20 protein-coding genes are annotated in these 21,658 nt (G+C 69.3%); 12 read left to right on the forward strand and 8 right to left on the reverse strand.

Annotated elements, in window-relative coordinates; all coding sequences use genetic code 11:
• Positions 1-300: 300 nt before the first annotated feature.
• The 9 genes from ACWFRJ_RS12620 to pssA all read left to right on the forward strand — a co-directional run bounded on the left by ACWFRJ_RS12620 (position 301) and on the right by pssA (position 11,205).
• Positions 301-2,082: a 3-hydroxyacyl-CoA dehydrogenase family protein gene (locus tag ACWFRJ_RS12620; RefSeq protein WP_453528114.1), complete on the forward strand. Its 1,782-nt coding sequence runs from the start codon at positions 301-303 to the stop codon at positions 2,080-2,082.
• Positions 2,083-2,206: 124 nt separating this feature from the next.
• Positions 2,207-3,016: a TetR family transcriptional regulator gene (locus ACWFRJ_RS12625; RefSeq protein ID WP_453528117.1), complete on the forward strand. Its 810-nt coding sequence runs from the start codon at positions 2,207-2,209 to the stop codon at positions 3,014-3,016.
• Between the two features lie 419 nt (positions 3,017-3,435).
• Positions 3,436-4,773, forward strand: coding sequence for a crotonyl-CoA carboxylase/reductase (gene ccrA, locus ACWFRJ_RS12630; protein ID WP_453528120.1), 1,338 nt, complete (start codon positions 3,436-3,438; stop codon positions 4,771-4,773).
• A 17-nt stretch (positions 4,774-4,790) separates the two neighbouring features.
• On the forward strand, positions 4,791-6,830 hold the full coding sequence (locus tag ACWFRJ_RS12635; protein WP_453528123.1) for a protein meaA: 2,040 nt from the start codon (positions 4,791-4,793) through the stop codon (positions 6,828-6,830).
• Positions 6,827-7,801 carry an HpcH/HpaI aldolase/citrate lyase family protein gene (locus tag ACWFRJ_RS12640; RefSeq protein ID WP_453528126.1) on the forward strand — a complete coding sequence of 325 codons (975 nt, stop codon included), beginning with the start codon at positions 6,827-6,829 and terminating at the stop codon, positions 7,799-7,801. The genes ACWFRJ_RS12635 and ACWFRJ_RS12640 overlap by 4 nt, the downstream gene beginning before the upstream one ends.
• Position 7,802: 1 nt before the next feature.
• Positions 7,803-8,330, forward strand: coding sequence for a MaoC family dehydratase (locus ACWFRJ_RS12645; RefSeq protein WP_451221791.1), 528 nt, complete (start codon positions 7,803-7,805; stop codon positions 8,328-8,330).
• Positions 8,331-8,332: 2 nt separating this feature from the next.
• Entirely contained in the window at positions 8,333-9,538 is a 1,206-nt protein-coding gene (locus ACWFRJ_RS12650; RefSeq protein WP_453528129.1) for an acyl-CoA dehydrogenase family protein, read from the forward strand.
• A gap of 169 nt (positions 9,539-9,707) precedes the next feature.
• Entirely contained in the window at positions 9,708-10,364 is a 657-nt protein-coding gene (locus tag ACWFRJ_RS12655; protein WP_453528132.1) for a phosphatidylserine decarboxylase, read from the forward strand.
• Positions 10,351-11,205: a CDP-diacylglycerol--serine O-phosphatidyltransferase gene (gene pssA / locus ACWFRJ_RS12660; protein ID WP_190080876.1), complete on the forward strand. Its 855-nt coding sequence runs from the start codon at positions 10,351-10,353 to the stop codon at positions 11,203-11,205. Before ACWFRJ_RS12655 ends, pssA begins: the two co-directional genes overlap by 14 nt.
• Positions 11,206-11,314: 109 nt before the next feature.
• Here pssA and ACWFRJ_RS12665 read toward each other — a convergent pair whose 3' ends face one another.
• The 5 genes from ACWFRJ_RS12665 to ACWFRJ_RS12685 form a co-directional block, all read right to left on the reverse strand.
• Complete coding sequence (locus ACWFRJ_RS12665) at positions 11,315-12,604, reverse strand: ABC transporter substrate-binding protein (RefSeq protein ID WP_453528134.1); 1,290 nt, start codon at positions 12,602-12,604, stop codon at positions 11,315-11,317.
• On the reverse strand, positions 12,601-13,647 hold the full coding sequence (locus ACWFRJ_RS12670) for a branched-chain amino acid ABC transporter permease (protein WP_453529606.1): 1,047 nt from the start codon (positions 13,645-13,647) through the stop codon (positions 12,601-12,603). The genes ACWFRJ_RS12665 and ACWFRJ_RS12670 overlap by 4 nt, the downstream gene beginning before the upstream one ends.
• A gap of 61 nt (positions 13,648-13,708) precedes the next feature.
• Positions 13,709-14,599: a branched-chain amino acid ABC transporter permease gene (locus ACWFRJ_RS12675; RefSeq protein ID WP_453528137.1), complete on the reverse strand. Its 891-nt coding sequence runs from the start codon at positions 14,597-14,599 to the stop codon at positions 13,709-13,711.
• On the reverse strand, positions 14,596-15,444 hold the full coding sequence (locus tag ACWFRJ_RS12680; RefSeq protein ID WP_453528140.1) for an ABC transporter ATP-binding protein: 849 nt from the start codon (positions 15,442-15,444) through the stop codon (positions 14,596-14,598). The genes ACWFRJ_RS12675 and ACWFRJ_RS12680 overlap by 4 nt, the downstream gene beginning before the upstream one ends.
• A complete protein-coding gene (locus ACWFRJ_RS12685; RefSeq protein WP_453528143.1) occupies positions 15,441-16,253 on the reverse strand; it encodes an ABC transporter ATP-binding protein in 813 nt (270 codons plus the stop codon). The genes ACWFRJ_RS12680 and ACWFRJ_RS12685 overlap by 4 nt, the downstream gene beginning before the upstream one ends.
• Before the next feature lie 223 nt (positions 16,254-16,476).
• Here ACWFRJ_RS12685 and ACWFRJ_RS12690 point away from each other — a divergent pair, with 223 nt between their 5' ends.
• The gene (locus ACWFRJ_RS12690; RefSeq protein WP_453528146.1) at positions 16,477-17,676 is read left to right on the forward strand and encodes a PucR family transcriptional regulator; all 1,200 of its coding nucleotides are present in this window, start codon (positions 16,477-16,479) and stop codon (positions 17,674-17,676) included.
• A gap of 156 nt (positions 17,677-17,832) precedes the next feature.
• Here the strand turns inward: ACWFRJ_RS12690 and ACWFRJ_RS12695 are convergent, their stop codons facing one another.
• Together ACWFRJ_RS12695 and ACWFRJ_RS12700 are read right to left on the reverse strand one after the other, a co-directional pair.
• Positions 17,833-18,984: a glycerate kinase gene (locus tag ACWFRJ_RS12695; protein WP_453528148.1), complete on the reverse strand. Its 1,152-nt coding sequence runs from the start codon at positions 18,982-18,984 to the stop codon at positions 17,833-17,835.
• A gap of 188 nt (positions 18,985-19,172) precedes the next feature.
• A complete protein-coding gene (locus tag ACWFRJ_RS12700) occupies positions 19,173-19,385 on the reverse strand; it encodes a hypothetical protein (RefSeq protein ID WP_453528151.1) in 213 nt (70 codons plus the stop codon).
• Positions 19,386-19,516: 131 nt separating this feature from the next.
• Here ACWFRJ_RS12700 and ACWFRJ_RS12705 point away from each other — a divergent pair, with 131 nt between their 5' ends.
• Positions 19,517-20,578 carry an ADP-ribosylglycohydrolase family protein gene (locus tag ACWFRJ_RS12705; protein WP_453528154.1) on the forward strand — a complete coding sequence of 354 codons (1,062 nt, stop codon included), beginning with the start codon at positions 19,517-19,519 and terminating at the stop codon, positions 20,576-20,578.
• 40 nt (positions 20,579-20,618) lie between these two features.
• Positions 20,619-21,110, forward strand: a complete 492-nt coding sequence (locus tag ACWFRJ_RS12710) for an NUDIX domain-containing protein (RefSeq protein ID WP_453528156.1) — start codon at positions 20,619-20,621, stop codon at positions 21,108-21,110.
• Between the two features lie 39 nt (positions 21,111-21,149).
• On the opposite strand, the gene ACWFRJ_RS12715 is transcribed toward ACWFRJ_RS12710, so the two are convergent.
• Complete coding sequence (locus tag ACWFRJ_RS12715) at positions 21,150-21,650, reverse strand: methylated-DNA--[protein]-cysteine S-methyltransferase (protein ID WP_453528159.1); 501 nt, start codon at positions 21,648-21,650, stop codon at positions 21,150-21,152.
• Positions 21,651-21,658 lie beyond the last annotated feature (8 nt).

A 21,658-nucleotide genomic window follows, 5' to 3' on the forward strand; every position in this document is an offset into this window, starting at 1 on the left:
CTCGTTACTCGCCGGTTAATCTCATGTGAGCGGGGCACACTCCTCGTTAAGCAGTTTCTCCCTCATGGCGGCCTGGTGACGCAGCCGTCGTGAGTGCATGTGTCTGTCGGTTCGGTACTTCGAGTACCTAGCTCCATCCAGTACGGCGCGGCTTCGGGACAGAGCCGGTCGACTTCTCACGGGCGCGCGCTCTTCGCCGCCCGGTCACGACACGCAGCAGCTCATCTTCCGTACGCCGCGCCGCCGTTGCCGCGCTCCGCGTGCGCCCCTCAGTCGTCACTCACTTCCTGGAGTCCACGCATGGACACTCCCTTGAACACCGTCGCCGTGATAGGTCTCGGCACGATGGGCACCGGCATCGCCGAGGTCCTGGCCCGCGCAGGACGCGAGGTCATCGGCATCGACATCAGCGAGGCCGCGGGCGCCCAGGCGGTGGCCGCCATCGAGTCGTCGACCGCGCGTGCCGTGCGCCGCGAGCAGCTCACCGAGGACGAGCGGCGTGACGCGCTCGCCCGCATCCGCACCTTCACCGGCCTTCAGGCCGCGGCCGACGCCGATCTGGTGATCGAGGTCGCCCCGGAGTCGTACGAGATCAAGCAGCAGCTCATCCGCGAGCTCGACGGCGTCGTGCGCCCCGAGACGATCATCGCGACCGGCACGAACGCGCTGTCCGTGACCCGTCTCGCCGCCGAGTCGGCGCGCCCCGAGCGCGTCCTCGGCCTGCACTTCTTCAACCCGGCACCGGCGATGAAGCTGGTCGAGGTGGTCTCGTCCGTGCTGACCGCGCCCGCCGCGGTCGCTTCCGTCACGGACCTCGCGTACGCGCTCGGCAAGGAGCCCGTCGCGGTCGGCGACCGGCCCGGGTTCGTCGCCGACGGCCTGCTCTTCGGCTACCTCAACCAGGCCGCGGCGATGTACGAGGCGAAGTACGCGTCCCGCGAGGACATCGACGCCGCGATGAAGCTGGGCTGCGGCCTGCCGATGGGCCCCCTGGCCCTGCTCGACCTGATCGGCGTCGACACCGCCCGCACCGTCCTCGACGCGATGTACTCCGAGTCGCACGACCGGCTGCACGCGCCCGCCCCGATCCTCAAGCAGCTCAGCGAGGCGGGCCTGACCGGCCGCAAGTCGGGGCGTGGGTTCTACTCGTACGAGGAGCCGGGCAGTTCGGCCGTCGTGCGCGACGCGCTGACACCGTCGCAGGACGGTCGGCAGACCGGCGGGCGCACCGTCCGCTCGGTCGGTGTCGCGGGATCCGGGACCATGGCGTCCGGCATCGCCGAGGTCTTCGCCAAGGCCGGTTACGACGTGGTGCTCGCCGCGCGCAGCGAGGAGAAGGCGCAGAAGGCCAAGTCCCGTATCGGCAAGTCGCTCTCGCGCTCCGTCGACAAGGGTCGGATGACGGCGGAGACCGCGGCCAAGACCCTGGACCGGATCACTCCGGCGGGTACGTACGACGCGTTCGCCGACGTCGATCTTGCCCTTGAGGCGGTCGCCGAGGACCTGGAGGTCAAGCGGCAGCTGTTCGCGGCGTTCGACAAGGTGTGCAAGCCGGGCGCGATCCTGGCGACCACCACCTCGTCGCTGCCGGTCGTCGCCTGCGCCCGCGCCACCTCGCGTCCCGGCGACGTGATCGGCATGCACTTCTTCAACCCGGCACCGGCGATGAAGCTGGTCGAGGTGGTCCGCACGGTCCTCACGGACGACGACGTGCACGCGACGGTCCGCCAGGTCTGCGCGACCATCAAGAAGCACCCGGTGGACTGCGGCGACCGCGCGGGCTTCATCGTGAACGCGCTCCTGTTCCCCTACCTCAACAACGCGATCAAGATGGTCCAGGAGCACTACGCGACGCTCGACGACATCGACGCCGCGATGAAGCTCGGCGGCGGCTACCCCATGGGCCCCTTCGAGCTCCTTGACGTCGTCGGCCTCGATGTCTCGCTCGCCATCGAGAAGGTCCTGCACCGTGAGTTCCGCGACCCGGGCCTGGCCCCCGCTCCCCTGCTCGAACACCTGGTGGCCGCGGGCTGCCTCGGCCGCAAGACCGGCCGCGGCTTCCGCGAATATGCCCGGCGCTGAGCCGGAATCGGACGGGGGCGCGCCTGGGAGAGGACCGCGCACGGACTGGGGCGGGCTGCTCGGACCGCCGGGCGGCCCCGTCCCGCAGGAGCGATCGGCTGCGCACATGCAGTACGTTCGGGTCATGCCCAAGGCCGCCAAGTCCTCACGTACGCCCGCTACGCCCGACGCTCCCGAGAGCGCGGCCGGCAGCCGCGCCGCCGCCCAACGGCTCAAGATGCGCCGGGAGCTGGCGGCGGCGGCGATGGAGCTCTTCGCTTCCAAGGGGTACGAGGCGACGACGGTCGACGAGATCGCCGCGCAGGCCGGGGTCGCCCGCCGGACCTTCTTCCGGCACTTCCGCTCCAAGGAAGAGGCGATCTTCCCGGACCACGACGACACCTTGACCCGTGCCGAGTCGGTGCTCAACGCCGCGCCGCCGCACGAGCACCCGCTCGACACGGTGTGCCGGGGCATCAAGGAAGTCATGAAGATGTACGCGGCGTCGCCCGCGGTGTCCGTCGAGCGCTACCGCCTGACGCGCGAGGTGCCCACCCTGCGCGAGCGCGAGATCGCTTCGGTGGCCCGCTACGAGCGGCTCTTCACGCGCTATCTCCTCGGCCACTTCGACGAGCAGGCCCACCACGACGGCAACGACGACCCGCTCCTCGCGGAGGTGGCGGCGTCGGCGGTGGTGACGGCGCACAACCACGTCCTTCGCCGGTGGCTGCGTGCGGGCGGCCAGGGCGACGTGGAGACCCAACTGGACCATGCCTTCGCCATCGTCCGCAGGACGTTCGGTTCGGGCATCGGGGCGGGGCGCGACACCACCACCGCTCCGGCGGCCTCGGTGAGCACCGGGGGCGATGTCCTTGTCACCGTGGCACGGACGGACGCACCGCTCGACGAGATCATGCGGACGATCGAGAAGGCGCTGCGGGAGCGGGATTCGTAGATCCAGACCTCCGAAAGGTCACGTTTTCCACCCTTTCGTCCTTGACATTCGAGGGGGCGCTACCCACCGGTAGCGCCCCCTCTGTCATGCCGTCACACCCTCTGACCTGCACTGATCGATCATCGGTCAAAAATTGATGGCACTCAGTGTCTTGCCCACTGGCACGCGGTGTCATACGTTGATGTTGTCCGGGCGGCCGGCGTGCAGAGAACTTCCGTACGCCGGCTGTCCCCACAAGCCACGGCTCGTGTGCCCGGACGCCTGCGTCACAGGCAACCTCCCGCGCCACACCAAGCGCTGCCGAGCCACACCCTTCGCCGAACCGACGGCATCCCCTCACAAGCACCAGCAGCACCCGACGTAACCCTCAAGAGCGTGTTCCCCTCAGAGGGGGCACGTACTTCGCCGGAGGCATCACCGTGAAGGAAATCCTGGACGCGATCCAGTCGCCGGACTCCACTCCCGCCGACTTCGCCGCTCTTCCCCTCCCCGACTCGTACCGCGCGATCACCGTGCACAAGGACGAGGCGGAGATGTTCGCCGGGCTCGAAACCCGCGACAAGGACCCCCGCAAGTCGCTGCACCTGGACGACGTGCCGGTTCCCGAACTCGGCCCTGGCGAGGCCCTGGTGGCCGTCATGGCCTCCTCGGTCAACTACAACTCCGTGTGGACCTCGATCTTCGAGCCGGTCTCCACCTTCAGCTTCCTGGAGCGCTACGGCCGTCTGAGCGAGCTCACCAAGCGCCACGACCTGCCCTACCACGTCATCGGCTCCGACCTCGCGGGCGTCGTGCTGCGCACCGGACCCGGCGTGAACGCCTGGCACCCGGGCGACGAGGTCGTCGCGCACTGTCTGAGCGTCGAGCTGGAGTCGTCGGACGGCCACAACGACACGATGCTCGACCCCGAGCAGCGCATCTGGGGCTTCGAGACGAACTTCGGCGGCCTCGCCGAGATCGCCCTGGTCAAGTCCAACCAGCTCATGCCGAAGCCGGACCACTTGAGCTGGGAAGAGGCCGCATCACCGGGCCTGGTGAACTCCACCGCGTACCGCCAGCTGGTCTCCCGCAACGGCGCCGGGATGAAGCAGGGCGACAACGTCCTGATCTGGGGCGCGAGCGGCGGCCTCGGCTCGTACGCCACCCAGTTCGCGCTGGCCGGCGGCGCCAACCCCATCTGTGTCGTCTCCAACGAGCAGAAGGCGGACATCTGCCGTGCGATGGGCGCCGACGCGATCATCGACCGCAACGCCGAGGGCTACAAGTTCTGGAAGGACGAGCACACCCAGGACCCCAAGGAGTGGAAGCGCTTCGGCAAGCGCATCCGCGAGCTGACCGGCGGCGAGGACGTGGACATCGTCTTCGAGCACCCGGGCCGCGAGACCTTCGGCGCCTCGGTCTACGTCACGCGCAAGGGCGGCACGATCGTCACCTGCGCGTCGACATCGGGCTACAACCACGAGTACGACAACCGCTACCTGTGGATGTCCCTGAAGAAGATCGTGGGCTCGCACTTCGCGAACTACCGCGAGGCGTGGGAGGCCAACCGCCTCATCGCCAAGGGCAAGATCCACCCCACCCTCTCCCGCGTCTACTCCCTCGAGGACACCGGCCAGGCCGCCCACGACGTGCACCGCAACGTCCACCAGGGCAAGGTCGGCGTCCTCGCGCTCGCGCCGCGTGAAGGCCTCGGCGTGCGCGACCCGGAGATGCGGGCCAAGCACGTCGACGCGATCAACCGCTTCCGTAACGTCTGAGGGTCGAGGGTTCGCACATGACAGAGCGTCAGAAGGACCGGCCGTGGCTCATGCGGACGTACGCCGGTCACTCCACGGCCGAGGCGTCCAACGAGCTGTACCGGCGCAACCTCGCCAAGGGTCAGACGGGCCTCTCGGTCGCGTTCGACCTGCCCACGCAGACCGGCTACGACCCGGACCACATCCTCGCCCGCGGCGAGGTCGGCCGGGTCGGCGTCCCCGTCTCGCACGTCGGCGACATGCGGCGCCTGTTCCAGGACATCCCCCTGGACCAGATGAACACCTCGATGACGATCAACGCCACGGCCATGTGGCTCCTGGCGCTCTATCAGGTGGTCGCGGAGGAGCAGGGCGTGGACATCACGCAGCTCCAGGGGACGACGCAGAACGACATCGTCAAGGAGTACCTCTCGCGCGGGACGCACGTCTTCCCGCCGGTGCCCTCCCTCCGCCTCACCACCGACATGATCACGTACACGGTGGCGAAGATCCCCAAGTGGAACCCGATCAACATCTGCAGCTACCACCTGCAGGAAGCCGGGGCCACTCCGGTGCAGGAGATCGCGTACGCGATGTCCACCGCCGTCGCCGTCCTGGACGCCGTGCGCGACTCCGGGCAGGTGCCGGAAGAGAAGTTCGGTGATGTGGTCGCCCGTATCTCCTTCTTCGTGAACGCGGGCGTCCGCTTCGTCGAGGAGATGTGCAAGATGCGCGCGTTCGGCCGCATCTGGGACCGGATCACGCGCGAGCGGTACGGCATCACCAACCCCAAGCAGCGCCGGTTCCGCTACGGCGTGCAGGTCAACTCGCTCGGTCTGACCGAGGCGCAGCCGGAGAACAACGTCCAGCGCATCGTCCTGGAGATGCTGGCCGTCACGCTCTCCAAGGACGCACGCGCGCGTGCCGTGCAGCTGCCCGCCTGGAACGAGGCGCTCGGTCTGCCAAGGCCGTGGGACCAGCAGTGGTCGCTGCGCATCCAGCAGGTGCTCGCCCTGGAGAGCGATCTCCTGGAGTACGAGGACATCTTCGAGGGCTCGCACGTCATCGAGGCCAAGGTCGAGTCCCTCGTCGAGGAGTCCCTCGCGGAGATCGACCGCATCGAGCAGATGGGCGGCGCGATGGCCGCCGTCGAGTCCGGCTACCTGAAGTCGCAGCTTGTCTCCTCGCACGCCGAGCGCAGGGCGCGCATCGAGTCGGGCGAGGAGAAGATCGTCGGCGTCAACGCCTACGAGTCGACCGAGCCGAACCCGCTCACCGCCGACCTGGACACCGCGATCATGACGGTCGACCCGGCGGTCGAGAACCGCGTCGTGACCGCCCTGGGGCGCTGGCGCGACACCCGCTACCAGCCGCCGTTCAACCACCCGCGCCCCTGCAAGGCCCTGGAGAAGCTCAAGGAGGTCGCCGCAGGGACGGGCAACCTCATGGAAGCCACCCTGGAGTGCGCACGCGCCGGTGTGACGACCGGAGAGTGGTCCGGGGCCCTGCGGGAGGTCTTCGGGGAGTTCCGGGCGCCCACGGGCGTCTCCAGCGCCCCGGTGGCCGTCACGGCGGAGGCGGGCACGCCGCTCGCCATCGTCCGCGACAAGGTCGCCAAGACCGCCGCCGACCTCGGCACGGGCAAGCTCCGCTTCCTGGTCGGCAAGCCGGGCCTGGACGGGCACTCCAACGGGGCCGAGCAGATCGCGGTGCGCGCCCGTGACGCCGGTTTCGAGGTGGTCTACCAGGGCATCAGGCTCACGCCCGAGGAGATCGTCGCCGCCGCCCTCGCCGAGGACGTACATGCCGTGGGCCTCTCGATCCTCTCCGGCTCCCACGCGCAGCTCGTGCCGGACGTCCTCGTGCGCCTGCGCGAGGCGGGCGCGCCCGACATCCCCGTCATCGCGGGCGGCATCATCCCCAACAGCGACGCCGAGGACCTGAAGGCGGCGGGCGTGGCCGCCGTGTTCACGCCCAAGGACTTCGGCATCACCGAGATCATCGGCCGTATCGTCGACGAGATCCGGAAAGCGAACAAGCTCGACCCTCTGCTCGACCCTCTGGAGGTCCCCGCATGACCGCGCCCACCGCGCCCATCAACCGCCTGCGCCCCCGCCGTTCCTGTCTGGCGGTGCCCGGTTCGAACCCGCGCTTCCTGGAGAAGGCCCAGGGCCTCCCCGCCGACCAGGTCTTCCTCGACCTGGAGGACGCCTGCGCGCCGCTCGCCAAGCCGGAGGCCCGGCACACCATCGTCAAGTTCCTCAACGAGGGCGACTGGACGGGCAAGACGCGGGTGGTGCGCGTCAACGACTGGACGACCGAGTGGACGTACCGCGACGTCGTCACGGTCGTCGAGGGCGCGGGCCAGAACCTCGACTGCATCATGCTGCCGAAGGTGCAGAGCGCCGACCAGGTGGTCGCGCTCGACTTCCTGCTCACCCAGATCGAGAAGACGATGGGCTTCGAGGTCGGCAAGATCGGCATCGAGGCTCAGATCGAGAACGCGCAGGGCCTGAACAACGTCAACGCGATCGCGCAGGCTTCCCCGCGCGTCGAGACGATCATCTTCGGCCCGGCCGACTTCATGGCCTCCATCAACATGAAGTCCCTGGTCGTGGGCGAGCAGCCGCCCGGCTACCCGGCGGACGCCTACCACTTCATCCTGATGAAGATCCTGATGGCGGCGCGCGCCAACAACCTCCAGGCGATCGACGGCCCCTACCTCCAGATCAAGAACGTCGACGGGTACCGCGAGGTCGCGAACCGCGCCGCCGCGCTCGGCTTCGACGGCAAGTGGGTCCTGCACCCCGGCCAGGTCGAGGCCGCCAACGAGGTCTTCTCGCCCTCCCAGGAGGACTACGACCACGCCGAGCTGATCCTGGACGCGTACGACTACTGCACCTCCGAGGCGGGCGGCAAGAAGGGCTCCGCGATGCTCGGCGACGAGATGATCGACGAGGCGAGCCGCAAGATGGCCCTCGTCATCTCGGGCAAGGGGCGCGCCGCGGGCATGACCCGCACCTCCAAGTTCGAGATCCCGGGGGCCTGACATGCAGTTCGGCCGCACCTACGAAGAGTTCACCGTCGGGGACGTCTACAAGCACTGGCCGGGAAAGACGGTCACCGAGTACGACGACCACCTCTTCTGCCTCCTGACGATGAACCACCACCCCCTCCACATGGACAGCAACTATGCGGAGAAGACGACGGACTTCGGGAAGAACGTCGTCGTGGGCAACTACATCTACTCGCTGCTTCTGGGCATGTCCGTGCCGGACGTCTCGGGCAAGGCGATCGCCAACCTGGAGGTCGAGTCGCTCAAGCACGTCGCGCCGACCTTCCACGGCGACACGATCTACGGCGAGACCACGGTCCTGGACAAGACTCCGTCGAAGTCCAAGTCGGACCGCGGGATCGTCTACGTGGAGACCAAGGGCTACAAGCAGGACGGCACACTGGTCTGCGTGTTCCGCCGCAAGGTGATGGTCCCCACCGAGACGTACATCAAGGAGCGCGGCGGCGAGCAGCCCGGCCGCCCGGAGCTCCTGGACACTCCCAAGAAGACGCAGGAGAAGTAGCCATGAGCCGACTCGCGCAGACCGCAGGTCTCACCGACATCCAGCGAGAGATCCTGTCCACCGTCCGGGAGTTCGTCGACAAGGAGATCATTCCGGTCGCGACGGAACTCGAACACCGTGACGAGTACCCCCAGAAAATCGTCGACGGCCTCAAGGAGTTGGGCCTCTTCGGGCTCATGATCCCGGAGGAGTACGGCGGTCTGGGCGAGTCGCTGCTCACGTACGCGCTGTGTGTCGAGGAGATAGCGCGTGGCTGGATGTCGGTCTCCGGCATCATCAACACCCACTTCATCGTCGCCTACATGCTCAAGCAGCACGGGACGCAGGAGCAGAAGGACACCTTCCTGCCGCGCATGGCGGCCGGCGAGGTGCGCGGCGCGTTCTCCATGTCGGAGCCCGCGCTCGGCTCCGACGTGTCGGCGATCACGTCCAAGGGCGTCAAGGACGGCGACGAGTACGTCCTCAACGGTCAGAAGATGTGGCTCACCAACGGCGGCACGTCGACGCTGGTGGCCGTTCTGTGCCGGAGTGATGAAGGACACCCCGAGGGCACGGCGCCCCACAAGTCGATGACGACCTTCCTCGTGGAGAAGGAGCCCGGTTTCGGAGAGGTCCGCCCCGGCCTCACCATCCCCGGCAAGATCGACAAGATGGGTTACAAGGGCGTCGACACGACCGAACTCATCATGGATGGGCTACGAATTCCGGCCAATCGTGTGCTCGGCGGGGAAACCGGTCGCGGTTTTTACCAAATGATGGACGGCGTCGAGGTCGGTCGTGTAAATGTCGCGGCGCGTGGCTGCGGAGTCGCTCAGCGTGCATTTGAGCTTGGTGTCTCATATGCCCAGCAACGTCACACTTTCGGCAAGGCGATCGCCCATCACCAGGCGATCCAGTTCAAGCTCGCCGAGATGGCTACCAAGGTCGAGGCCGCCCATGCGATGATGGTGAATGCCGCACGCAAAAAGGACTCCGGGGAACGAAACGACCTGGAAGCAGGGATGGCGAAGTACCTGGCATCCGAATACTGCAAAGAAGTCGTAGAGGACGCGTTCCGGATTCATGGCGGTTACGGCTTCTCGAAGGAGTATGAGATCGAGCGCCTGTACCGTGAAGCTCCGATGTTGTTGATCGGTGAAGGTACCGCCGAGATCCAGAAGATGATCATCGGGCGCCGACTGCTCGAAGAGTATCGACTCCAGGGCTAGATGCCCGATTTGGGGTGATTTAACCGAGAAGAAGGTCACACCCTGTCAGCACTCTTCGGCCGTCGACTCCGCTTCCTGGCTTGCCCAGTTGTGGCTCGCAACCGATACCATCCGGAAAAAGCCGCCGTCCCCCGTCAGTGCGCGGCATCATCCGCTACGAAGGTCATCCATGCCCCACAGCCAAACCTCTGCACCACGCGACAGCCTCGCTGGCGTACGCCTTGCGCGCGGAGCATCGCCGTGGCTCCTGCCGACTGTCGCCACCGCGGCTCTCAGCCTCGTCCGCGCGCGCCGCTCCAAGGGCGCCGCTGCCGTCGCCGTGCCTGCCACCGCCTTGGCGGCGGGCATGCTGTGGTTCTTCCGCGACCCCGAGCGTGAGATCACCCAGGGCCGGGTCATCTCGCCGGCCGACGGTGTGGTGCAGAGCATCATGCCGTGGAAGGACGGACGCACGCGCGTCGCGATCTTCATGAGCCCGCTGAACGTCCACGTCAACCGCGCGCCCCTCGCGGGCACGGTGACGTCCGTGGAGCACATCCCCGGCGGGTTCGTCCCGGCGTTCAACAAGGAGAGCGAGAACAACGAGCGCGTTGTCTGGCACTTCGACACCGAGCTCGGTGACATCGAGATGATCCAGATCGCGGGCGCGGTGGCCCGACGCATCGTTCCTTACGTGCCGCAGGGCACGAAGGTGGAGCAAGGTGAACGGATCGGCCTGATCCGCTTCGGCTCCCGCGTGGACATCTACCTCCCCGAGGGTGTCGACGTGGATGTCGAGGTCGGTCAGAAGACCGTGGCTGGGGTGACTCGAATTGACCGTGGTTGATCCTGAGACACAAGCGGGCTGGGTGCCCGAGGCGGCCGAGGACGAGGCCGACGAGGAGATGCCTCTCTCACTCCGCCTCTCGATAGCGGACACCCTCACGCTCGGTAACGCCACGTGCGGGTTCATGGCGGTGTACTTCACCACCACCGGCATCCTCATCCCGCACCTCCAGGGCAGCAACGAGAGCGGCATGGCGCGGCACTCCGCCGCGACCGCCGTGATCCTGATGCTCTGCGCGGCCGTCTTCGACCTCTTCGACGGGCTCGTGGCGCGCAAGCTGCGGTCCTCGCCGATGGGCGCGGAGCTCGACAACCTGTCGGACCTGATCAGCTTCGGTCTGGCCCCCGCGTACTTCGTGCTCGTCTACGGCATGGTCGCTGACGACGCACACCAGAGAGTGGCCGCGGTCGGAGCGATCGTCGTGCTGTTGGCGGTGGTGCTGAGGCTTGCGCGGTTCAGTTGCGTGACCGTGAAGGACGGCACCTTCCAGGGCATGCCCTCGCCCTTCGGTGCTCTCACGGTCGTCTCGATCGTTCTCCTTGAGCTGCCCTTCGTGGCGACGCTCCTCGCGATCATCGGTACGGCGTGGCTCATGGTGAGCCGGGTCGAGTACCCCAAGCCGAGGGGTCCGCTCGCGGTGGCGATGCTCGCGTGGATCGTCGCGGCGATGGGTCTGCTCGCGGCCTGGGCCTTCGAGGCGCCGGGCGGACAGCTGCTGCTGCAGACGGGCTGCGCGCTGCAGCTGGTGCTCGGCGCGGTGATCCCGCTCTTCGCCACGGCCCGCCGGGTGAACAACTTCCGGGGCAACCGGCGCGAGGCGCGGGCAGCACAGCTGCCGTAGCGGCGCTTGAGCGGTGTGAAGGGGGCCCGAACCAGATGGTTCGGGCCCCCTTCGCGTGCCGTCTATCGCCCTTCGGGCTCGTCCTCAAACGCCGGACGGGCTGGACATCTCAGCCGCCCGCCGTGTAGCCCTGTGCCGCCTCCGCGGCGCCCGGCTCCCTGGCCACCTTCATGCCGCCCGTCACGCCCTTGTCGGGGCGCAGGATGACGCTCTCCTTCGAGGAGGGCGCGTTGGGGTCGGTGAAGTTCTGGGAGACGCCGAAGCCCGTGTCGTAGGAGTCGATGGTCAGGAGCGCCTTGTCGACGCCCTGGCGGGTGAGGTCCTTGCTCTCGCACGCCTTCTTCAGGGCCTCGCCGAAGACGGAGGCCGCGGTCCATCCTGCCGTCACGCCGTTGTCCAGGGAGTCCTTGGGATAGGCCTTCTTGTAGTCGGCGACCAGCTTCTTGGCGGCGGGGGTGTCGGCGCCGATCGGGAGGGTCGGTGAGGCCACGTAGTAGTTCTTCGCCAGGGCCGGACCCGCCTGGGTGCCAAGGAGCTGGGGCGCGAACGCCGAGTTGTTGCCGATGACCGGGACGTCGAACTTGCCCGCCGCCGCGACACCCACGAGCGAGGCCGCCTGGCGCGGGCCCGCGCTGATCACCACGGCCTTCACCCCGGCCTTCTTGAGGGCCGCGACCTGCGCCGTCATGTCGTTGTCGGTCGCCTTGATCTTCTGTTCCACGACGGTGAGGCCCGATTTCTTCGCCATGTACTGCGAGCCCTTCAGGGCGTTCTCGCCGTAGTCGCCCTCGAAGTAGACATGACCGAGCTTGTCGCCCTTCTTGAGGCCCTTCTCCTTCATCAGGAAGTCGATCGCGTTGATCGTCTCCAGGTCGTACGTCGAGCCGACGACCCGGACGTACGAGCTGCCGAGCAGGTTCGCCGACCAGGCCTGCGGCAGCACGAGACCCTTGTTGGACTCGACCCGCTGCTCGACAGCGGCGACGAACGGGGAGCCGATGAACTGGGCGAAGCCGAGGACCTCGGGCTCAAGCTCCGTGTACGCGGCGACCGCCTTCTGGGGGTCGTAGCCGTGGTCGCGGACGGTCAGCTTCAGCTTGCGGCCGCAGATGCCGCCGTCGGCGTTGGTCTGCTTGACGTAGAGCTGCTGTGCCTGGGTGACGCTCTTGCCGAGGGTCGCGTAGACACCGGTCATGTCGGTGAGCACGCCGAGGGTGATCGTGTCGGCGGAGACGCCGATGCCGGTCTTGACCCCGCCGGCGCCCTCCTTGTCGCCCTTGTCGTCGTTCGCCTTGGAGCTGCAACCGGCCACCGCGAGCAGGGCTGCGAGCGCCGTAGCCGTCGCGGCGGTCCTTCGCGTGGTCGTTCTCGTGGTCCTTCTCAATGTGCGTGAACTCATTGTTCCTCCCCTGGAGTTGGGCCGGACGCCGGCCTGGAGCGCCGGGCGGCGATGCTGGCCAGGCCGCCGGGCAGGAACAGCACCACCGCCACGACGGCGGCGCCGTACAGATACCGGGATGCCTCACCCGGTGTGATCCCGCCGGTCCCGGGGGCCGAGACCAGGGGCAGCGCGTCGCTGTACCGGGTCAGGAGCTGCGGAAGCAGGGACACGACGGCCGCACCGGCCACCGCGCCCGCCACCGAGCCGAGGCCGCCGATGACGATCATGGCGAGGTATTCGAGGGACAGCGTGATGCCGAAGTAGTCAGGCACGGTCCGCTGGAAGACGAGGGCGAGCAGGACCCCTGCCAGGCCCGCGTACATCGACGACAGGACGAAGACGCCCGCACGGTAGCGGGCGACGGGCACCCCGATGACGCCCGCGGCGACGCGGTGGTCTCGGATGGCGTTCATCGCGCGGCCAGGGCGCCCGCGCAGCACGCCACGGGCGAAGAGCCCACAGCCGACGAGGAGGACGAGCCCCGCGTACCAGAGCTTCTCCGAAGCCCCGAACGGCACGGCGGCGACGACGAGTTCACTGTCGTCGAAGGTGATGCCGAAGACGCTCAGGGGCGGTACGTCGCGTCCGTTGGAGCCGCCGGTCAGGTCATGGGCGTTGAAGAGCACGTGCTGCCCGATGAAGATGAGGGCGAGCGTCGCGATGCCGAGGTACGCGCCCTGCAGGCGTCCCGCGATGGGGCTGAAGAGGCCGCCCGCGATCCCCGCGACGCCGACGGCAAGAGCGGCGGCGATCCAGGTGGGAAGCCCGAGCCCGGTCAGGCCTCCATCACCGTCCCCGGCGAAGACGCAGTATCCGTACGCGCCGATCGCGAGGAAGAAGGCGTGCCCCATGGAGAGCTGGCCTGTCGCGCCGGTGAGGAGGTTGAGGCCGATCGCGCCGATGGCGGCCGCCATGGCGAACAGGCCCGCCTGGAGCCAGAACCGGTCGAGGTAGAAGGGCAGGGCGAGCAGGAGCACGGCGCCCGCGATCCATACGTACATCCGCGGTCGCGTCAGCCTCGTACGGTTCCGGGAGCGCAGCTCCCGTCCACGGGCCAGGACTTCAGACACGGGTGAGCTCCTTCGTGCCGAAGAGTCCGGCGGGCCGGATGAGGAGGATGACGGTCATCACGAGGTAGGGCGCGAGATCGCCCAACCCGCGCCCCAGGAAGGTGAGTTCACTCTGATAGCCGGTGGCGAGGGACTCGGTGACCCCGACGACGAGTCCCCCGACGAGCGCGCCCGTGGTGGAGTCGAGACCGCCGAGGATCGCGGCCGGGAACGCCTTCAACGCAGCCAGTGAGGTGGCCCGTTCGAGCCCCGGGGTCGGGAAGACCGTCAGGAAGAGGGCGGCCACGGCGGCGAGTCCCCCCGCGACCGCCCAGGCGCCGAGGGAGACCCGGCCCAGGCGCACGCCCATCAGGGCTGCGGTCTCCGGGCTCTCCGCCGCTGCCCGCATCGCCACGCCCCAGGAGGTGTAGCGGAAGGCGAGCAGGAAGGTGGAGATGAGGAGCGCGGCGGCGACGAACGCGGCGATCCGCGTGTAGGCGATGGAGACGGAGCCGATGGTGAGCACCGAGTCGCCCCAGGGGTCGCCGAGGGCGAGCACATCGGTGCCGAGGCGGCGGGTGAGTTCGGTGGTGAGCAGGATGTCGACGCCGATGGTGACGATGGCGAGGACGCTGTGGTCGGAGCCCCGGTAGCGCCGCATGACAAGGAACTCGATGGCGGCACCCACGACGGCGGCCCCCGCGATGCCGACGAGCAGCGCTGCCCAGAAGCCGATGTCGTCATGGAGGGACGCGGTGATGTAGCCGCCCGCGAGGAGCAGCGAGGCGTGCGCGAAGTTCACGACTTCGGTGGCCCGGAAGATGACGACGAAACCGAGCGCGATGAGGGCGTAGACGGAGCCCATCGAGAGACCGTTGAGCAGCAGCTCGACGAAGGTGTTCATGAGGTGGCCTCCTCTCCCAGGTACGCCCGCACGACGGCCGGGTCGTTCTGTACGGCCGCCGGTGTGCCGTCCGCTATGCGCCGGCCGAAGTCAAGTACGGTCACCGCGTCCGCGAGCCGCATCACCACCCCCATGTCGTGTTCCACCAGGACGATCGAGATTCCGAGGCTGTCGCGCACACCCGCGATGACGGCCGCCGTGCGTTGCCGCTCGTCCGCGGTCATGCCCGCGACGGGTTCGTCGAGCAGGAGCAGCCGGGGCTCCATGCACAGGGCGCGGGCCAGCTCGGCGAGCTTCTGCTGCCCGTACGGCAAGGAGCCCGCCGGGGTGTGGAGCTGATGCTCGATGCCGACGAACTCCGCTATCTCACGCACGCGTTCGCGGTGTTCACGCTCCTCGCGCGCCGCCGACGGGAGGCGGAGCCCCGCGGCGACGAACCCTGTGCGGGTCAGCCTGTGGCGCCCCAGCATCAGACTGTCGGCGACCGTCGCGCGCGGCGGCAGGGCGAGGTTCTGGAAGATGCGTGCGACGCCGAGGTCGGCGATGCGGTGCGGAGGCATCGTCGTCAGCTCGTGCTCGCCGAGGCGGACGCTGCCGCCGGTGGCGCGGTACACGCCGGACAGGACGTTGAAGCAGGTGGACTTGCCCGCGCCGTTGGGTCCGATGACGGCGTGCACGGTGCCGGGCCTGACGGTGAAGCTGACGGCGTCGAGGGCGGTGAGGCCCGCGAACCGGACGGTCAGGTCCCGCACTTCCAGGGCGGGTACGCCCGCCTCCGGTGCTCCTTGGTCCTGTACTCCTTGGCCCTGTACTTCGTGGTCCTCTACTCCTTGGTCCTCGTTCATCGTCGGCCCGCCCAGCGTCGCAGCACCGGCAGCGCGCCGGCGCCGCGCGAGGCATCGGCGGCGGCGGTCTCGTCCACCACACCGAGGTAGCGGCGGCGCACCTCGTCGGAGGCGGACAGCTCTTCCGCCGCTCCGGCGAGAGCCACTTCGCCCACGTCGAGGACGTACGCCCGTGAGGCCAGGCGCAGCGCGAGTGCGGCGTTCTGCTCGACGAGGAGGACCGCGGTGCCCTGGGTGTTGATCTCCTGGATGGTGTCGGCGATGCGCGCCGCCATCAACGGGGCGAGCCCCAGGGACGGTTCGTCCAGGAGCAGCAGCTTGGGTGAGGCCATCAGCGCCCTCGCCACCGCGAGCATCTGCTGTTCGCCGCCCGAGAGGAGCCCGGCCCGCTGGCCCGCGCGCTCGGCGAGCACGGGGAACAGTTCATGGACGCGGTCCAGGGCCTTGGCCTTCGCGCCACGGCTTCCCGCGGAGCCGAGCGCGCCCGCCCGCAGGTTGTCGGCGACGGTCATCCGGGCGAACACCCTTCTGCCTTCCGGCACTTGGGAGACCCCGGCGGCGACCACGCGGTCCGCGTGCAGTCCGTCGATGCGCCGCCCGCCGAAGTGGATGGAGCCGGTGGTGAGCGCCCCCCGGTGAAAGCCGAGGGTGCGTGAAATGGCGCGCAGGAGCGTCGACTTGCCCGCGCCGTTGCCGCCGAGCACGGCGACGACGGCGCCGTCCGGCACTTCGAGCGACACCTGGCGCAGTGCGCGCACCGGCCCGTATCCGACCGACGCGTCCTGTACGACCAGTCCGGAACCGCCCACCTGGGACCCCCTGTTCTCCGCTTGCCCTGTACGTGGCGCTCACCCCAGCACCGCCGCGCCCGCCCCGTCCACGGCCCGTGTCCGAATCGCTGCGGGTGACCAGCGGGACCGGCCGCCTGTTGTGCACGGGCACAACACCGCGTGTCAGGGGCCTGTCAGGGCGGTCGAGCGATGGCATCCTCCGCAGCACGGAGTCACGGCGGGCGGCGGCGATGGAGGTTCCATGAGCGGACGCAGACCTCGGACGGGCCAGGACTGGAAGGTGCTCGAGGAGGCGTGCGTGGCGCTGCTCCCCCGCGTCCCCGAGCTGGTGGACGAACATCTGCGGCAGCTCTTCGAGCACTCGCCGGTGTACGCGCGGGTCCTTCCGCACGATCAGCAGTGGCGAGAGGCGGAAGAGGCGATGCGGATCGGCATCGAGACCATCTCGGCGCCGCGTGCGTCACCGCGCCGCGATCTGGAGTACGCGGAGGAGGCGGGGCGCCGCCGGGCGCAGCAGGGGCTGCCCCTCGACCTGGTCGTGCACTCGTACCGCAACGCGGGCTATCTGGTCTGGGACTCGCTGCTCGAAGACACCGAGGGGCAGGCGCCGGAGAAGCTCGCGGTCCTGATGCGGTCGGCAACGATGGTGTGGTCGGCGGTCGACGCCCAGGCTCAGTCCGCGTCCGACGCGTATCGGGCGACGGAGATGGAGCTGCGGCGGCGCACCGACGAGCAGTTGCAGGCACTGCTCGACGCGCTCCTGGAGGGCCAGTCAGGACCCGGGCTCGCCGCGCAGGTGGCCGCGGGGCTCGATCTGCCGGAGCGCGGACCGTACGCGGTGGTGGTGCTGCGCGCCGAGCGGCGGGACGGGAGGGCCGCGTTCCACCGGCAGATCCAGCGGGCCGGGTTCCGCTTCGTCTGGCGGATGCGGACGGACCGGGAGGTGGGGGTGGTGGCGCTCGGGGCGGAGGAGGGCCTGGACGAGCTGGCCGCCGCGCTCGACGGACGGTGCCCCGGCCCCGGCGGCATCAGCCCCGTGGTGGCGGGACTCTCCGAACTGGGCCACGCGCGGCGTCTCGCCGAACTGGCCCTGCGTACGTGTCCCCCGGACGCGACCGGGATCGTACGGCTCGACCAGCGGATGCCGACAGCCCTGGTGGTGAGCCAGCCGGAACTGGCGGGGCGCCTTGTGTCGGACGTCTTCGGCGAGGTCCTTGCCCTTGAGCCGGGGGATCGGGCGGTGCTGCTCGAGACGCTGGACGCGTGGCTGCTGTGCGAAGGGTCCGCGGGGCGGGCTGCGGGGCGCTTGTACTGCCACCGGAACACGGTGTTCAACCGCCTGCGGCGACTTGAGCAGCTGACCTCGCGGTCGCTTGCGCGGCCCCGGGATCTGATGGAGATGACGCTGGCCCTCGATGCGTATCGGCTGGCGCCGGGCTAGGGCGTTCATCACCGGCTTCGCCGAGTTCGTCCTCAATCGCCGGACGGGCTGAGAATCAGCCCGTCCGGCGATCCGGGGACCCGTAAGGGGCGCGGGGAACTGCGCGACCAGCCCCCACCGGCCCCAGGTGTAGCAACCGCACTACCAGCGGAGCGCCTAGCTCAGGAAGTCCCTGGCGATACCCTCCGCCACCGTCTCCAGGATGGGCCCCGCCTCGGCAATGCACCGGGCGACATCCGGCTCCACGTCAGTGAGCGCGTACGCGCGCCGGATGCCCGCCTTTCCCAGGGCCTCCGCCGGAAGGGCCAGGCGTCCGCAGACCGCGACGACCTCGACGCCCGCATCCCGCGCCGCCGCAGCAACGCCCGCGGGAGCCTTGCCGTGGAGGGTCTGCTCGTCGAGGGAGCCCTCCCCCGTGATCACGAGGGACGCCCGCGCGAGCGCGGGGGCGAAGCCGAGGACGTCCAGCATGACCTCGATCCCGGGGCGGAAACTCGCCCCGAGCCCGACGAGAGCGCCGTAGCCGATGCCACCTGCCGCTCCGGCTCCCGGGGACTCGGCGTACTCCAGGGCGGAGGAACCCACCGACTCGGAGAGCACCTGCGCGAAGTGCGCGAGGGCCGCGTCAAGCTCGGCCACGTCCTCGGGGGAAGCCCCCTTCTGCGGCCCGTAGACCGCCGGGGCGCCCTTGGGGCCCGTCAGCGGGTTGTCCACGTCGCTGGCCAGGACCAGGTCCACCGAGGCGAACCGCTCGTCGAGCCCGGACAGGTCAGCCGTGGCAAGGGAGGCGAGCGGGCCGCCTCCGGGAGCCACCGGCGCCCCTTCCGCGTCCAGGAACACAGCGCCGAGCGCGGCCAGCATCCCGGCCCCGCCGTCCGTCGTCGCACTGCCCCCGACGCCGAAGACGATCGTGCGCGCGCCCGCGTCGAGCGCGGCGCGCAGCAGCTCCCCGGAGCCGTACGTCGTGGACGTGAGCGGGGCGAAGACGCCGTCGGGCAGCAGCTGGAGGCCCGACGCCTCCGCCATCTCCACCACGGCGGTCCCGTCCAGCAGCGCGTACGCGGCGGTGACCTCGTCACCGAGCGGTCCCGTGACCCGCGCCTCACGGCGTTCGAAACCGGCCGCGACCGCCGCGGCGACCGTGCCGTCGCCGCCGTCGGCCACCGGCAGAGCCTCGACCTCCGCGTGCGGGGCGACGCGGCGGAGCCCGGCCGTCACCCGCTCCGCGACCTGCACGGCCGTGAGTGATCCCTTGAACTTGTCCGCGGCGATGAGCACATGCCCCGCCGTCCCAGCAGCGTCCGCCACCTTGCATCCCCTTGCTTTCCGGGCCTTGCTCGCGTCAAGGCAGTCGCGCCGCTGCGACCATAACCGCAGGAGGGGGCGCCTGCCCATGGGCGTCCGCATTTCAGAGCCCCGAACCTCTCCCTTAAATCGCACTAAAGAGAGCGATAAGGGTGCACTGAGGTCTCAGGAATGATCGATCAATGGTCGGTTCAGTCCGAGCCGCCCGCCCCACGCGAGTCGTACAGCTGGTGCACCGTGGGCCCTTCGCCACCCATGGACACGCTGATGTGCTCCAGGACATCCTCGAGGACGTCGATGTCCCCGGTGCGGATCAGCGGCTCGGACGCCGCCGCCTGGGCGGGTCCCGCACCGGCCAGCACTCCCAGGACCGCGGCGGCCAGCACGGTCGTACGACGCTTCATGGGCACTCCCGAGCATGTGCATCCAGCAAGAATGTGTGCGTCCGATCGAAATCCAGACAAACGTCTCATGATCCACGCCGAACCGGTCGCGTTGACCGCGCGAGGCGCACCGAATTCGGTAGACCGGACGCATGACCCCAGTGCATACGGAACTCGCCGACCGCGTGCTCGGCGGCTGGATCGGGCGGATCGCGGGCAACATGCTCGGCAAACCCATCGAGCGGGGCGACTACTGGACGCGCGAGCGCATCGAGCGCTATCTGCGGCAGGCCGACGCGCTGCCGCTCACCGACTATCTGCCCGAACCCCCCTCCTGGGTGGAGGAGTTCCAGCTGCGGCCCGAGTGGCAGCAGTGTGTGCGCGGCGGGGTGCGCGGAAGCTGCCGTGACGACGACGTCGACTACGCGATCCTCGGACTGCATCTCCTGGAGACGCACGGGTTCGCGTTCAGCACCGAACAGGTCGGCGAGCTGTGGCTGCTCCGCCTTCCCTATCTGCAGACGTTCACCGCGGAGCGCGCCGCGTACCGGAATCTGGCGAACGGTCTCAAGCCGCCGCTCACCGCGACGTACGAGAACCCCTGCCAGGAGTGGATAGGCGCCCTCATCCGCGCCGACATCTTCGGCTGGACGAACCCCGGCGCCCCGCGCCGCGCCGCCTTTCTCGCCCGCCGCGACGCCGTGCTCTCGCACACCGGCAACGGCGTGTACGGGTCGATGTGGGCTGCGGCGCTCGTCGCGGCCGCGTTCACGGTGGCCACGCCGCGCGGCGCGCTCGATGCGGCGTTCGGGGTGATCCCGTCGAGCTGCCGGCTCGCGCGTACGGTGCGCCGGGTCGTCACGCTGCACGAGGCCGGGCTCAGCTGGGAGGAGACGCTGGCCACCGCCGAGGAGGAGACCTCCGGACTCGGCTGGATCCACGCGGTGCCGAACTCGGCCGTCCTGACCGCCGGGCTCCTCTACGGTGACGGCGACTTCACCCGCACGATCACCCTGACGGTGCGCGGCGGCCTCGACACCGACTCGAACGGTGCGACCGCCGGGTCCGTCGCGGGGGTGCTCTGCGGGGCCAAGGCGATCCCCGCGCAGTGGCGGGATCCCCTCGAAGACCGGGTGCGCAGTGCGGTGTTCGGTTTCGACGGCGCGAGGATCAGCGAACTTGCGGCAAGGACGGTCGAGTTGGCCGAGGCCTAGCACGGCGCTTCTCCTGCCTCCCCGCGCCTACCCTTTCCAGGTGACCACTCAGGATTACGCCACGTACATCGCAGGCCTCCCGCGCATCATCGCCGGAGCCGCCGCGCTCTTCCGGGACTCCCGGGGGCGTGTGCTGCTCGTCGAGCCGAACTACCGCGACGGGTGGGCCCTGCCCGGCGGCACCATCGAGTCCGACGAAGGCGAGACACCGCGGCAGGGGGCACGGCGTGAGACCGCCGAGGAGATCGGCCTGGACGTCGAGCTGGGAGCCCTCCTCGCGGTGGACTGGGTGCCGGGTTCGGCGCGGCCTCCGCTGGTCGCCTATCTGTACGACGGCGGGGTGCTCAGTGACGACCAGCTGAAGTCGATCAGACTCCAGGAGGAGGAGCTGCTCTCCTGGCGCCTTGTGGCCCGCGAGGACCTCGCGGGGTTCCTGCCGGGCGAGCTGGGGCTGCGGGTGGGGGCCGGGCTCGCGGCACTCGACGCGGGGACGGGGACGGCGGAGTTGGAGAACGGGGTACGGGTCGGCTGAACCTGGTCGAGCCTCGCTGAGTCTTCAGGAGCTGAGTCTTCAGAAGAGGGCGTCCTCGCTGCCCCCGGTCGCTCCCTCGAAGGCAAGGAGCCGCTGCTTGCGGTCGAGTCCGCCGCCGTAGCCCGTCAGGGAGCCGCCCGCGCCGATCACCCGGTGGCAGGGCACGATGACCCCGATCGGATTCTTGCCGTTGGCCAGGCCGACGGCGCGTGAGGCGTTGGGCTTGCCGAGGGCGGCCGCGAGCTCGCCGTACGTGCGGGTCTCGCCGTACGGGATCAGCTGGAGCTGCTGCCAGACGGTGCGCTGGAACGGTGTGCCTTCGAGGCGCATCGGCAGGTCGAACTCCGTCAACTCGCCCGTGAAGTACGCCTCAAGCTGGCTGGTCGTCTCCCCGAAGGGCCCTGCGTCGCGGTCGCCGAACGTCTCCTCGGGCGGCCGGTGACGCTGCTCTGTCATGTAGAGGCCGCTGAGGGTGCCGTCGGTGGCCACGAGGGTCAGGGGGCCGTAGGGGCTGTCGATGAGGGTGTGCTGGCGGTACATGGGGCTTC

This window comes from Streptomyces sp. NPDC055239 (genome assembly GCF_053606205.1).